This window comes from Janthinobacterium sp. JF4 (genome assembly GCF_059617925.1).
In genome coordinates this window covers 352,982-365,340 of sequence record NZ_JCAQAV010000003.1, presented here as the reverse complement: position 1 = coordinate 365,340, position 12,359 = coordinate 352,982, and the positions used below count along the sequence as shown (strand labels likewise).

The window sequence follows — 12,359 nt, the reverse complement described above, 5'->3', positions numbered from 1 at the left end:
ATTGCGATCCCATGCATCCTGATACCGACAGACTGGCGCGCTGGCTGCTCGGCAGCCTGGAACTCGACACCGCCGTCCTGCATGTGGGCCAGTACTGTGGCCGCTGGCGCGCTTCCACGGCGGGCCGTGAACTGGGCAGCTTTCACCTGGTGCTCGATGGCCACTGCTATCTGCACCTCGATGGCGCGGCGCCGATTGCCCTCGGCCCGCGCGACGGCGTCTTCCTGCTGCGCGACTTGCCGCACTTCCTCAGCCCCCACAGCGACCCGCTGCAGGCGGCGAGCGCGCAAGCCATGCTGCCGCTGCAATCGCCCACGGAGCAGCCAGCGACGGCGCTGGCCTGCGGTTTCTTTCAATTTCGCGGCGCCCTCTCCGCGCTGATCGTCGACTCCTTCCCGCCGTACCTGCTGATACGCGGCGACGCGCCCGCCTTCAGCGCCGCCGCTTCGCTGTTCGACCTGATCCTGCTTGAAGCGGCCGGCGACCCGGAACAGCCGTCGCCATTGATCGCGCGCCTGGTCGAACTGCTGTTCTTTTACCTGATCCGCCATGTGGCGCAGGGCGCGCAGGTGGCGGCCGGCCTGCTGTCGCTGCTGCACCAGCCCGCGTTTTCGCCGCTGCTCGAACGCATGCTCGACGCCCCCGCCGACGACTGGTCGATCGAGAACATGGCCAAGGCGGCGTGCATGTCGCGCGCCAGCTTCTGCAAGCATTTCGCCAGCGCCAGCGGCCACTCGCCAGCCCAGTTCCTGCTCCTGCTGCGCATGAAGATCGCCGCGCGCCGGCTACACGATGGCGTCTCCGTCGAACGCGCCGCCGAACTGGTGGGCTACCGCTCGCACGCCGCCTTCACGCGCGCCTTCAAGCGGGTCACCGGCGAGCAGCCGGGCGCCTACCGGCGCGACCAGAGATTGCGCCAGCTGGCCAGCTAAGAGCCTGCCGGAATCAAGGATCGCACAATCGCAGACGAACGAGCACAAAAGGACGACGCTGACGTCTGTTGCGCGCACGGCATGGCCGATATAATGTCCGGGTGACTTACTAACTTAGCAAGGTACCCCATGTCCCGTCTGACGCTGCACACTCTCGATACCGCCCCGGCCGACAGCCGCCCCTTCGTGGAAAAGGCCATCGCCAACAATGGCTTCCTGCCCAACCTGATCGGCGTGCTGGCCAATGCCCCGCTGGCCCTGGAAACCTACCTGACCGTCTCCGGCATCAATGCGCGCGCCAGCCTGACGCTGATGGAACGCGAAGTGGTGCAGATCACGGCCGCGCGCATTCATGGCTGCGACTTCTGCATCGCCGGCCATAGCGCCATCTCGCTGAAAAAAGCGGGCCAGACGCCGGACACGGTGCGCGCCCTGCAGCACGGCCAGCCGACGGGTGATGTCAAACTGGATGCCGTCGCCGCCTTCGCCACGGCCGTCATCGCCACGCGCGGCGCCGTCGCCGACAGCGAGTATCAAGCTTTTCTGGCAGCCGGCTACACCGAACAGCAGGCGCTGGAAGTCGTACTGGGCATCAGCCTGGCCACCCTGTGCAATTTCTCCAACAGCCTGGCCGGCACGCCCGTCAATCCGCAATTGACGCCCTACCTGCCTGGCGCCGTCTGACATGGGCAAGCTCACTGACTGGCTGCACACGCATGCCGACCAGCTCGACCAATCGTCTGCACTGGCTGAAACCGTTTTGCCCGCCCTCGCTGGCGAGCAGCTGCTGGCCATCGGCGTGCCGCAGGAACATGGCGGCGCGGGCGGCGACGTGCGCGACGCCATCAACGCCATCGCCAAGGTTGCCGAAGAATCGGTGACGGCGGCCTTTGTCTTCTGGGGCCAGCGCTGCTTCATCGAGTTCCTGCTGCAGAGCGAAAACCGCGCGCTGGCCGAGCGCCGCCTGTCCGGCCTGCTGGCAGGCGCGCAAGCGGGCGCCAGCGGTTTGTCGAACGCCATGAAATTCTTGTCCGGCATCGAGCAGCTGCAAATCACGGGCGCGCGCCACGATGACGGCCTGCTGGTCGACGGCGGCCTGGCCTGGGTGACGAACTTGCGCAAGGCGGGCTTTGTCGCGGCGGCCGCCGTGGCGCCCAACGACGGCGCGCCACCCGTCATCGTCGCCTTCGACAGCGGCACGGCAGGCGTGCAGCGCGGCGACGACCTGGACCTGATCGCCCTGCGCGGCAGCAACACGGCTTCCGTCAAGCTGGCGCAGGTGCACATTCCCGCCGCGGACATCATCAGCGACAACGCGCCAGCCTGGCTGCCGCAGGTGCGTCCATCGTTCCTCGGCATGCAGTGCGGCCTGTCGATCGGCCTGGCGCGCGCCAGCCTGGCCAAAGCGGCGCAGATTTCGGCCGGCTCGCGCAACGCGCTCACGCCGCGCATCGAAGCGCTGCAAGCGACCCTGGAGGCCGCCGTCGCTACCTTGCTGGCCGGCGTGCACGATGGCCGCTTCAAGACGCAGGCGCCGGCCATGTTCCGCCTGCGCATACAGCTGGCCGACGTGCTGCAGCAGGCGCTGATGCTGGAACTGCAAGCCATGGGCGGGCGCGCCTACCTGAACGCCGAACAGCAGGGCTTTGCCCGCCGCTGGCGCGAATCGTCGTTCATCCCCATCGTCACGCCCAGCCTGACGCAGTTGCAGGCTGCCTTGCAGCTGTTCGACAGCCAGCAGGCGGCCAAGGCGGCGGGAGCGTCGGCATGAGCGTTGCTGATTGGGCCTTGCAGGCGCAGGATCTGAGCTTTTCCTATGCGGGTAGCGCGCCTGTGTTCCAGCACGTCTCGCTGGGCGTGCGCAAGCGCGAAATCGTCTGCCTGCTGGGCGGCAGCGGCTGCGGCAAATCGAGCCTGCTGCGCGTGCTGGCAGGCTTGCAGCCGCCGTCCACGGGCGCCATTCAATTCCTCGACGCGCCCATGCGCGAGCCGGACCCGCGCAGCGCCCTCGTGTTTCAGCAGGCCAGCCTCCTGCCCTGGCTGAACGTCACGGGCAATGCCGGCTTCGGCCTGGACTTCAAGCACCAGCCCAAGCTGACGCGCGAGGCGCACCAGGCGCGCGTGGCGCAAGCCATCGACGCGGTGGGCCTGAAGGGCCGCGAAAAGCTGTACCCGTCCGCGCTGTCGGGCGGCATGGCACAGCGCGTGGCCCTGGCGCGTGCGCTGGCGCGCGAACCGGAACTGCTGTTCGCCGACGAGCCGTTTTCCGCGCTCGACGCCATCACGCGGGCCGAGATGCAGTCGCTGCTGGTCGACGTGGTGCACCGCTGGCACACGGCCGTGCTGCTGGTGACCCATGATATCGATGAAGCGATCCTCGTGGCTGACCGCATTTTGCTCATGGGCGGCAAGCCGGGCAACATCGTGCGCGAATGGCCCGTCGCCATCGCCCAGCCGCGCGTCGGCCACAGCGCCGAGGTGATCGCCCTCAAGATGGACATCCTCGACGCCTTGCAGGCGCTGCAAAAGCAGGATCAAACGCCCGCCTTTGCTCCCAATTAATCGACCGGAACTTTCCCATGACATTCGAAGATCACAACAAACCCCTGCATATCTGCGCCTCGTCCGATTGCGACTGCGGCCTGACCCGGCGCGACTTCCTGCGCATGTCGGCCCTGGCCACGGCCAGTGTCGCCTCGCCCCTGCTGTTCGCCGGCGACGCCATGGCCCAGCAAGGTCCGAAAGGCGACGACCAGCCGGTGAAAATCGGCTACCTGCCGATCACCGACGCCACCCCGCTGCTCGTCGCCCACGCCCGAAAAATGTTCGAAGCAGAAGGCTTGCAGGCGGAAACGCCGCGCCTGTTCCGCAGCTGGGCGCAGATCATCGAAGCCTTCGTCGCCGGCCAGGTCAACGTGATTCACCTGCTGTCGCCGGCCACCCTGTGGGTGCGCTACGGCGCCAAGTTCCCCGCGAAAGTCGTCGCCTGGAACCACGTCAACGGTTCCGCGCTGACGGTGGCCAACGAGATCAACAAGGTCTCCGACCTGGGCGGGCGCACGGTTGCCATTCCATTCTGGTACTCGATCCACAACATCCTGCTGCAGCAAATCCTGTCCTCGAATGGCTTGACGCCCGTCACGCGCGCGCGCAACGCGGCCATCAAATCGAATGAGGTCAATCTGATCGTGCTGGCGCCGGCCGAGATGGTCTCCGCGCTGGCCAGCAAATCCATCGCCGGCTACATCGTGGCCGAGCCGTTCAATGCGGCGGCGGAAAACGCCGGTATCGGCAAGATCCTGCGCTTCTCGGGCGACGTGTGGAAAAACCATGCGTGCTGCGTCACCTTCCTGTCCGAGCGCGACATCAACACGCGTCCCGAATGGGCGCAGAAGGTGACCAACGCCATCGTCAAGGCGCAGCTGTGGACGCGCTCGAACCAGGTCGACACGGCCAAGCTGCTGTCGAACACGGGCGAGCACCGCTACACGCCGCATCCGCTGCAAGTGCTGACCAAGGTACTGGCCACCACCGATTACGCCGGCTATGAAAAGCAGGGCCTGATCGTGCACAAGAACTGGCAGCAGCGCCGCATCGACTTCCAGCCGTATCCGTTTGCCTCATACACGGAAGAACTGGTGCGCGCCATCGGCCGCACCAAGGTCGAAGGCGACACGCGCTTCCTGGCCAAGCTCGATCCGAAGTTCGCCGCGCGCGACCTGGTCGATGACCGCTTCGTGCGCAAGGCCATCACGGCAGTCGGCGGCCCTGCCGCCTTCGGCTTGCCGGCCAACCTGCTGCGCAGCGAAACCGTGGCGGTCTGACGATGGCGAGCAAGTTGTTGACGAAGTTCGGCCTGCCCTTGGTGGGGCTGGCCTGTGCCTTGCTGTTGTGGTCCATGGGCGTGACGGCGCTGGAAAAATCCACGCCCATCGCCACCGCCTTCGCGCCCTTGCCCACGGCGCTGGCATTCAAGGAGATGCTGGGCGGTTCGGATATCTGGCTGCACGTGGTACTGAGCCTGCAAAGGGTGGCCGTGGGCCTGGGGCTGGCGATCGTCATCGGCGTGCCGCTGGGCGTGCTGGTGGCCATGTCGAAAAGCTTTTCCGGCGCGGCCATGCCGCTGTTCCAACTGCTGCGCATGATTTCGCCGCTGTCGTGGATGCCGATCGCCGTGATGGTGCTCGGCGTCGGTGACGCGCCCGTGTACTTCCTGCTGGCGTTTGCGGCCGTCTGGCCGATTTTGCTCAATACGGCGGCCGGCGTGGCGCGGCTCGATCCGAACTGGCTGCTGCTGGCGCGCAGCCTGTCGGCCACGCGCAGCGAGATCGTCTTCAAGGTGATTTTGCCGGGCATCACGGCTGATATTCTGACGGGCGTGCGCCTGGCCATCGGCATCATCTGGATCGTGCTGGTGCCGGCGGAAATGCTGGGCGTGTCGGCCGGTCTCGGCTACTTCATCCTCGACACGCGCGACCGCCTCGCGTATTCGGAGCTGATGGCCGCCATCGTGCTGATCGGCATACTCGGTTTCATCCTCGACTACCTGGCCCGCGCCGCGCATGCGCGCTGGCTGCACGTCAAGAACTAAGCCAATGCGCTAGGCGGCCTTTTCCAGCGGCAGCGCGGCGGCCACCGCCGCCTGCGTTGCCGCCGCCAGTTCACGGCGGTGCGCGCCAGCCGTGGCTTCCGGCGCCAGGCAGGTCAGGCGCGCCGTGATGGGCGGGCCGCTCAGAATCGCCACCATGCTTTGCGCAAAGCTCATCTCGCCGATGAAGTCGACGGCGTGGTGCAAGGCCCCCTTGTCATCCACATACACGAGCGCGAACGGCTGCACCGGCACTTGCGCGTCGATGGCCGCCTCGAACAGGTTGGCGTGAAACGGTAGGATCTGTCCCTGCGCGGCGGTCGTCCCTTCGGGGAAGAACGCGATGCGCTCGCCCGCCGTCAATTTATCCACCAGTCCCTGGAAAATCAGGCGCAGGTCGCGCTTGCTGCCGCGCGAAATGAAGATGGTGCCGGCGCGCCCCGCCAGCCAGCCCAGGATCGGCCAGGCGCGGATTTCCGCCTTGGCAACGAAACGGCAGGGGTGAACGGCATTGATGACGAAGATGTCGAGCCACGAAACGTGGTTCGCCACCACCATCGCATGGTCGAGTGCCAGCACGCTGTCTGCTGGCTGCGCCACGTGCACGCCACAGATGTCGAGCAGCTGCGTCGACCAGCGGCGGATGCGCCGGTTACGTCCTTCCAGATCCAGCCAGGGAAAGAGCACGGCGCTCTTGGCCATGCCGCAGCTCAGGTGAATGGCGATGCGCGCGAGGCGGTAGGTAAGCAGAAGTTTCAAATGACACCAAGGTTGGAAGCAAATCCATGTAGCCGCGTAGGTCGGGTTAGCAGCGCCAGCGAGACGCTGCGTAAGCCGACAGGAGCCGCCATGGACTGGTCGGATTACGCGTTCCGCTCATCCGACCTACGGCTCCAATACAAAAAATTAGCGCTGAAACGCCACCTGTCCAGCCACGATGGTCGCCTTGACGATGCCGCTCAGCTCATAGCCGAGGAAAGGCGTGTGCTTGCCCTGGCTGGCCAGCGATGCCGACGACACCGTCCAGCGCGCGGCAGGATCGAAGACGCAGATGTCGGCCGCCTCGCCCACGGCCAGGCTGCCGGCCGGGATGCCGGCCACGCGGGCAGCGTCGGACGTGACCTTGGCCACGGCGCGCGCCAGCGGACGGGCGCCCGCCTGCGACTGCGCCAGCGCATAGTCGTCGGCCCATTTCAGGGCCAGCGACAGCAGCAGTTCCAGGCCCGTGGCGCCTGGCGACGCTTCGCCGAACGGCAGCAGTTTTTCATCGTCGTCGACGGGCGTGTGGTCCGAGCACATGGCGTCGACCGTGCCGTCAAACAGGCCGGCGCGGATCGCGTCTCGGTCGCGCTGGCTGCGGAACGGCGGCGTGACCCTCGCGTTCGGATCGAAGAAGCCGATATCGGCGTCCGTCAGGTGCACGTGGTGCACGCCCACGTCGCAGGTGACGGGCAGACCTTCGGCTTTCGCCGCGCGGATCAGCTCCAGGCCCGCCGCCGACGAGATGCGGCACAGGTGCACGCGCGCGCGGCTGGCGCGCATCAATTCAAAGATCGTGTGCAGCGCGATGGTTTCGGACATCACGGGCACGCCGGACAGGCCCAGGCGCGACGCCAGCGGCCCGCTGTGGGCGATGCCGCCGCGGCCGATGTGCGGATCCTGCGGGCGCAGCCAGACGGTGTAGCCGAAGGTGTTCGCGTACTGCATCGCGCGCAGCAGCACGGTGGTATCTTCGATCGGCTCTTCCGCCTGCGCGAAGCCGATGCAGCCCGCTTCCGTCAGTTCTGCCATTTCCGTCAGCGACTTTCCCTTCAAGCCCATGGTCAGTGCGCCCAGCGGGTGCACGTGGGCCTTGTTCTGCGTCTTGGCGCGGTATTTCAGCATCTCCACCAGGCCCGGCTCGTCGAGCACGGGATCGGTGTCTGGCGGGCACACCAGGCTCGTGACGCCGCCTTGGAGGGCCGCCTGCAATTCCGATTCCAGGGTCGCCTTGTATTCGTAGCCCGGCTCGCGCAGGCGCGCGGACAGATCGACCAGGCCGGGGGCAACCACCAGGCCGGCCGCGTCGAACGTCGTGTCGGCGGTGAAGCCGGCCGGGGCGCTGCCCACGGCCAGCACCTTGCCGTCGGCGATAAACAGGTCTTGCAAGCCATCGATGCCGTTGGCAGGGTCGATCAGGTGGCCGTTCTTGATATGTAGTGTCGTCATGCTCGCTTACTCGTCCTTGGGCTATCAGCCCTGATTACCAGCCAAAATACTCATCACCGCCATGCGCACGGCGATACCGAACGTCACCTGCGGCAGGATCACCGCCTGCGGACCGTCGGCAACGGCCGAATCGATCTCCACGCCGCGGTTCATCGGGCCCGGATGCATGACGATGGCGTCCGGTTTCGCCAGCGCCAGGCGCTCGGGCGTCAAGCCATAGCTCTTGAAATACTCCTGCGCCGATGGCAGCAGCGCGCCGCTCATGCGTTCATTTTGCAGGCGCAGCATGATGATCACGTCCACGCCTTTCAAGCCTTCATCCATGTTGGTGAAGGTGCGCACGCCCATCTGCTCCAGGCCGCCCGGCAGCAGGGTGTGCGGGCCGATGGCGCGCACTTCCGGCACGCCCAGCGTGGTCAGCGCGTGGATGTCGGAACGGGCCACGCGGCTGTGCAGGATGTCGCCCACGATGGCCACCGTCAGGTTGGTGAAATCCTTCTTGTAGTGGCGGATCGTGTACATGTCGAGCAAGCCCTGGGTCGGGTGCGCATGGCGTCCATCGCCCGCGTTGACGACGTGGACGTGCGGCTGCTTGGTGTCGATCAGGTGCTTGGCGATCAGGTAGGGCGCGCCCGACTGCGCGTGGCGCACGACGAACATGTCGGCATGCATGGCCGACAGGTTGTCGATGGTGTCGAGCAGGGACTCGCCCTTGCTGGCCGACGAGGCCTGGATGTTCAGGTTGATGACGTCGGCCGACAGCCTTTTTGACGCGATCTCGAAGGTGGTGCGGGTGCGCGTGGAGTTTTCAAAGAACAGGTTGAAAACGCTCTTGCCGCGCATCAGCGGCACCTTTTTCACATCGCGGTCGGAGATGCCGACGAACGAGGAAGCGGTATCGAGGATGTGGTTGACGATAGACTTCGGCAAGCCTTCAATCGTCAGCAGATGTTGCAGTTCGCCGTGTTTATTCAGTTGCGGATTAAGCATGGTGGGTATCTATGGTGAGCGTGAATTTTCCATCGTCGGCTTGCTTCAGGACCAGGGCCTGGCCCGGCGGCACGGCTGTGAAGGCGGCCACGAAATCGGCGGCCACCGGCAACTGGCGTTCGCCGCGGTCGACCAGGGCGGCCAGCATGATCTTCGCCGGACGGCCATAGTCGAACAGTTCATTGATGGCCGCGCGCGTGGTGCGCCCCGTATACAGCACGTCGTCGACCAGCAGGATGGTGGCGCCGGCCACGTCAAAGCTGATTTGCGTCGGCTTGACGTCGGCATGCAGGCCCTTCTGGGCGAAGTCGTCGCGGTAGAACGAGACATCGAGCACGCCCAGGCGGCCCGGCAGGTTCAGGTCGCGCGCCAGGCGTTCTGCCAGCCAGGCGCCGCCCGAATGGATACCGACGATGGCCACGTTGGGGATGCCCGCCAGGCCGCTCTGCACCTGTTGCAGCAAGACCGCGTACAGGGCCTCGGCGTCGAGTTGGGAAGGATTCGTTGGATGCGGCATAGAGTTCTTGATCATTCAGGAATGGGTCTAAGGTCGGATTAATAATTCGCGTCGAAATACTGTTGCAGGATGATGGCGGCGGCGCGGTCGTCGATGACTTCGCCGCGCTTGGCGGCGATGACGGCCGAGGAGTAACGCTCGTCGACCAGTTCCACCGGCAGGTTGAAACGGCCATGCACCTGGTTGGCGAAACGGCGGCAGCGCGCGCTCATCTCGTGTTCGGTGCCATCAGGATGGCTGGGCAGGCCCACCACGATGCGGCTCGCGCCCCACTCCTTGATCAGGCTATCGATGGCGGCAAACTTCGGCTCGTTCGCCGTGGCCGTGATCACGCTGAGCGGCTTGGCCTGGCAAATCATGGTATTGCCGATGGCCACGCCGATGCGTTTCAAGCCGAAATCGAAGGCGAGGATGGTGTCGATGGCGTCACTCGTCACAGCATTTTTCCATAATAAAGATCAACATAGGTGGTGCCAGAAACCGTAGCGAGCAAGCTCAATGTCGGGTTGAGTAGCGGAGCTGTACGAAGGTACAGCGAGCAACGGATGCCCGAAAGTGGGCTGCGCAGTAGGTTTATGGCATCCACCTCATGCGTGTCCGGCCTCGCTCGCCAACATGAGGGGATCAATGCCCAGCAACTTGATGGCGGCCACGTAGCGCTGCTCGATGGGGAAATCGAACAGGATGTCGGCCGAGGCGCCCACCGTCAGCCAGCCGTTGCGGCCGATCTCGTCTTCCAGCTGGCCCGGGCTCCAGCCCGAGTAGCCGATCGAGACGAGCATGCGCTCGGGGCCATCGCCCTTGGCGACGGCTTCGAGCACGTCGATCGACGTGGTAAACGCCACTTCATCGGTCACCGTCAGCGACGAGGAATAGCGCGCGCCCGGCGTGTGCAGCACGAAGCCGCGGTCATCCTGCACCGGGCCGCCGAACATGATCGGTTCGTTGATGATGGGCGTGTCGCTGCCGGCCGCCAGTTTCAGGTCGATGCGGTCGAACAGCACTTCCATGGTCATGTCGGTGGGCTTGTTGATGACGACGCCCAGCACGCCGTTTTCATTATGTTCACACACGTAGACGACCGTGCCGCCGAAGATCGGATCTTGCATGGCCGGCATCGCAATCAGGAAATGGTTGGCCAGATTCAGGGTGGAGGAGCCGGTCGCGGCCGGCTCTCCCACTCCCTGCATCAGACGATGTCCTGGTAGAGTCTGGTCGATTTTACTCTTTTTCATACGCGATGCTCTCTCTGTGGGCTTGCTGGCAAGTCTCGCTTACCCCGCTATCGTACGCCAGGCACATCCTGCCGCGAATGCTGAGCGGCGAAAACCGTGTTGCCAGGCGCTATTCTTGTTATGTTATAAGTTAATGCTCAATTCGCTTTGCCTGCAGGCGCATTGCAATGCCAATTGTAAAATTGATTGCAAAATCGCTGTCGCACATAAAGCACCATGAACATACCCGGTAGTTTACACTGAATTGCCGCCGCAGCGACGCCAAAGGCACGACGCGAGCGGCCATAAAGCCCTGTTGGCGGCAAAAAATCGCCTATCTTTGACCCTGAACACGCGAAACAATGACAATCAAGACTTCCCTGGTATGGTTCCGGCGCGATCTGCGCGCGTTTGACCATGCTGCACTGCATCACGCCCTGCGCCAGAGCCAGGCCGTGCATTGCGTCTTCGTGTACGACACCGCCATCCTGGCAGCCCTGCCGCGCCGCGACCGGCGCGTCGACTTCATCCATGCCAGCGTGGCCGAGCTGGCCGGCGAGTTGCGCCAGCTGGGCGGCGACCTGATCGTGCTGCACGCGGATGCGGCCGAGGCCATTCCGCGCCTCGCCGCCGAGCTGAACGCCGACGCCGTCTTTGCCAACCACGACTACGAGCCGCAAGCCATCGCCCGCGACGCCACCGTGGCCGCCGCGCTCACGCGCGACGCGCGCCTGTGGTTCAGCTTCAAGGACCAGGTCATCTTTGAAAAAGACGAGGTGCTGACGCTCTCGGCCAAGCCGTATACCGTCTACACCCCGTATAAAAATGCCTGGCTGAAGAAAATGCGCGCCGAACCCGCCTGCCTGGCGCCGTTCGATATCGAGCCGCATGCGGCCAGCCTGGCGCCGCCGCGCGTCGGCACGCCGGCGCCCCTGCCCACCTTGGGCGAGCTGGATTTCGAGGCCAGCAACCTGGCCGAATTGGCCATTCCCACCGGCATGTCGGGCGCCAGTCAACTGTTCGAGGATTTTTTGCCGCGCGTGGCCCGCTATGACGTGGCGCGCGACTTTCCCGCCCTGAAGGGGCCGTCCTACCTGTCCATGCATCTGCGCTTCGGCACCGTGTCGCTGCGCTACCTGGTGCGCACCGTGGTCGACCTGATGGACCGGGGCGGCGGCGGCGACGGCGCGCCCGTGTGGCTGGCCGAACTGATCTGGCGCGATTTCTATGCCATGATTTTGTACCAGAACCCGCATGTGGAAGGCGGCGCCTTCAAACCGGCCTACGACGCCATCGCCTGGGAAACGGGGCTTGACGCCGATGCCGCCTTTGCCGCCTGGTGCGAGGGGCGCACCGGCTTTCCGCTGGTGGACGCCGCCATGGCGCAGCTGAACCAGACTGGCTATATGCACAACCGCCTGCGCATGGTCACGGCCTGCTTTTTGATCAAGGATCTGGGCATCGACTGGCGCCGCGGCGAAGCGTATTTCGCGCTGCACCTGAATGACTTCGACCTGGCGTCGAACAACGGCGGCTGGCAATGGGCTTCCTCGTCGGGTTGCGACGCCCAGCCCTACTTCCGCATCTTCAATCCCATCACGCAGTCGGAAAAATTCGATGCCGGCGGGCGCTTCATCCGCCGCTACCTGCCGCAGCTGAAGGCGCTGGGCGACAAGGAAATCCACGCACCCTGGCTGGTGCCGCGCATGCTGCTCGAGCAAAAAAACATCGTGCTGGGGCGCGATTATCCGGAACCGCTGGTGCAGCACGACGAGGCGCGCAAGGAGACCCTGGCGCGTTATGCCGTGGTGAAGGTGGTGGCGTAGGTCAGATTAGCGGGGCAAGGCCCCGCGTAATCCGGCGATATTGTTGCCTTGGCCGGTGGTGGTGTCGGGTTACGCGCTGCGCGC

General features: G+C 65.1%; 13 protein-coding genes. 7 read left to right on the top strand and 6 right to left on the bottom strand.

Annotated features, from left to right (window positions below; all coding sequences use genetic code 11):
• The first annotated feature begins 11 nt into the window (after positions 1 to 11).
• The 6 genes from AC54AF_RS05355 to AC54AF_RS05330 all read left to right on the top strand — a co-directional run bounded on the left by AC54AF_RS05355 (position 12) and on the right by AC54AF_RS05330 (position 5,523).
• Positions 12 to 932: an AraC family transcriptional regulator gene (locus AC54AF_RS05355; RefSeq protein ID WP_496635680.1), complete on the top strand. Its 921-nt coding sequence runs from the start codon at positions 12 to 14 to the stop codon at positions 930 to 932.
• Between the two features lie 129 nt (positions 933 to 1,061).
• Complete coding sequence (locus AC54AF_RS05350; RefSeq protein ID WP_496635679.1) at positions 1,062 to 1,616, top strand: carboxymuconolactone decarboxylase family protein; 555 nt, start codon at positions 1,062 to 1,064, stop codon at positions 1,614 to 1,616.
• Position 1,617: 1 nt separating this feature from the next.
• A complete protein-coding gene (locus tag AC54AF_RS05345; RefSeq protein WP_496635678.1) occupies positions 1,618 to 2,703 on the top strand; it encodes an acyl-CoA dehydrogenase family protein in 1,086 nt (361 codons plus the stop codon).
• Positions 2,700 to 3,494: an ABC transporter ATP-binding protein gene (locus AC54AF_RS05340; RefSeq protein WP_496635677.1), complete on the top strand. Its 795-nt coding sequence runs from the start codon at positions 2,700 to 2,702 to the stop codon at positions 3,492 to 3,494. Before AC54AF_RS05345 ends, AC54AF_RS05340 begins: the two co-directional genes overlap by 4 nt.
• Positions 3,495 to 3,511: 17 nt before the next feature.
• A complete protein-coding gene (locus AC54AF_RS05335) occupies positions 3,512 to 4,756 on the top strand; it encodes an ABC transporter substrate-binding protein (RefSeq protein WP_496635676.1) in 1,245 nt (414 codons plus the stop codon).
• Positions 4,757 to 4,758: 2 nt separating this feature from the next.
• Positions 4,759 to 5,523, top strand: a complete 765-nt coding sequence (locus tag AC54AF_RS05330) for an ABC transporter permease (protein WP_496635675.1) — start codon at positions 4,759 to 4,761, stop codon at positions 5,521 to 5,523.
• 9 nt (positions 5,524 to 5,532) lie between these two features.
• Here AC54AF_RS05330 and AC54AF_RS05325 read toward each other — a convergent pair whose 3' ends face one another.
• The 6 genes from AC54AF_RS05325 to AC54AF_RS05300 form a co-directional block, all read right to left on the bottom strand.
• Positions 5,533 to 6,279, bottom strand: coding sequence for a lysophospholipid acyltransferase family protein (locus tag AC54AF_RS05325; protein ID WP_496635674.1), 747 nt, complete (start codon positions 6,277 to 6,279; stop codon positions 5,533 to 5,535).
• A gap of 147 nt (positions 6,280 to 6,426) precedes the next feature.
• Complete coding sequence (locus AC54AF_RS05320; protein ID WP_496635673.1) at positions 6,427 to 7,728, bottom strand: dihydroorotase; 1,302 nt, start codon at positions 7,726 to 7,728, stop codon at positions 6,427 to 6,429.
• A gap of 24 nt (positions 7,729 to 7,752) precedes the next feature.
• Positions 7,753 to 8,718: an aspartate carbamoyltransferase catalytic subunit gene (locus tag AC54AF_RS05315; RefSeq protein ID WP_034746695.1), complete on the bottom strand. Its 966-nt coding sequence runs from the start codon at positions 8,716 to 8,718 to the stop codon at positions 7,753 to 7,755.
• The gene (pyrR, locus tag AC54AF_RS05310; RefSeq protein ID WP_035828187.1) at positions 8,711 to 9,235 is read right to left on the bottom strand and encodes a bifunctional pyr operon transcriptional regulator/uracil phosphoribosyltransferase PyrR; all 525 of its coding nucleotides are present in this window, start codon (positions 9,233 to 9,235) and stop codon (positions 8,711 to 8,713) included. Before pyrR ends, AC54AF_RS05315 begins: the two co-directional genes overlap by 8 nt.
• A 38-nt stretch (positions 9,236 to 9,273) precedes the next feature.
• Positions 9,274 to 9,657, bottom strand: a complete 384-nt coding sequence (gene ruvX, locus AC54AF_RS05305; RefSeq protein ID WP_034747830.1) for a Holliday junction resolvase RuvX — start codon at positions 9,655 to 9,657, stop codon at positions 9,274 to 9,276.
• A gap of 165 nt (positions 9,658 to 9,822) precedes the next feature.
• Entirely contained in the window at positions 9,823 to 10,425 is a 603-nt protein-coding gene (locus AC54AF_RS05300; protein WP_034746689.1) for a YqgE/AlgH family protein, read from the bottom strand.
• Between the two features lie 386 nt (positions 10,426 to 10,811).
• On the opposite strand from AC54AF_RS05300, the gene AC54AF_RS05295 reads away from it, so the two are divergent.
• Positions 10,812 to 12,275 carry a cryptochrome/photolyase family protein gene (locus AC54AF_RS05295; RefSeq protein WP_496635672.1) on the top strand — a complete coding sequence of 488 codons (1,464 nt, stop codon included), beginning with the start codon at positions 10,812 to 10,814 and terminating at the stop codon, positions 12,273 to 12,275.
• Positions 12,276 to 12,359 lie beyond the last annotated feature (84 nt).

What these genes read in the sequence shown, in the direction of transcription:
- AC54AF_RS05355 (WP_496635680.1), top strand. Translation starts at nt 12, where the DNA reads ATGCATCCTGATACCGACAGACTGGCGCGCTGGCTGCTCGGCAGCCTG.
- AC54AF_RS05335 (WP_496635676.1), top strand. Translation starts at nt 3,512, where the DNA reads ATGACATTCGAAGATCACAACAAACCCCTGCATATCTGCGCCTCGTCC.
- AC54AF_RS05315 (WP_034746695.1), bottom strand. Translation starts at nt 8,718, where the DNA reads ATGCTTAATCCGCAACTGAATAAACACGGCGAACTGCAACATCTGCTG.
- pyrR (WP_035828187.1), bottom strand. Translation starts at nt 9,235, where the DNA reads ATGCCGCATCCAACGAATCCTTCCCAACTCGACGCCGAGGCCCTGTAC.
- AC54AF_RS05330 (WP_496635675.1), top strand. Translation starts at nt 4,759, where the DNA reads ATGGCGAGCAAGTTGTTGACGAAGTTCGGCCTGCCCTTGGTGGGGCTG.
- AC54AF_RS05300 (WP_034746689.1), bottom strand. Translation starts at nt 10,425, where the DNA reads ATGCAGGGAGTGGGAGAGCCGGCCGCGACCGGCTCCTCCACCCTGAAT.
- AC54AF_RS05295 (WP_496635672.1), top strand. Translation starts at nt 10,812, where the DNA reads ATGACAATCAAGACTTCCCTGGTATGGTTCCGGCGCGATCTGCGCGCG.
- AC54AF_RS05320 (WP_496635673.1), bottom strand. Translation starts at nt 7,728, where the DNA reads ATGACGACACTACATATCAAGAACGGCCACCTGATCGACCCTGCCAAC.
- AC54AF_RS05350 (WP_496635679.1), top strand. Translation starts at nt 1,062, where the DNA reads ATGTCCCGTCTGACGCTGCACACTCTCGATACCGCCCCGGCCGACAGC.
- AC54AF_RS05340 (WP_496635677.1), top strand. Translation starts at nt 2,700, where the DNA reads ATGAGCGTTGCTGATTGGGCCTTGCAGGCGCAGGATCTGAGCTTTTCC.
- AC54AF_RS05345 (WP_496635678.1), top strand. Translation starts at nt 1,618, where the DNA reads ATGGGCAAGCTCACTGACTGGCTGCACACGCATGCCGACCAGCTCGAC.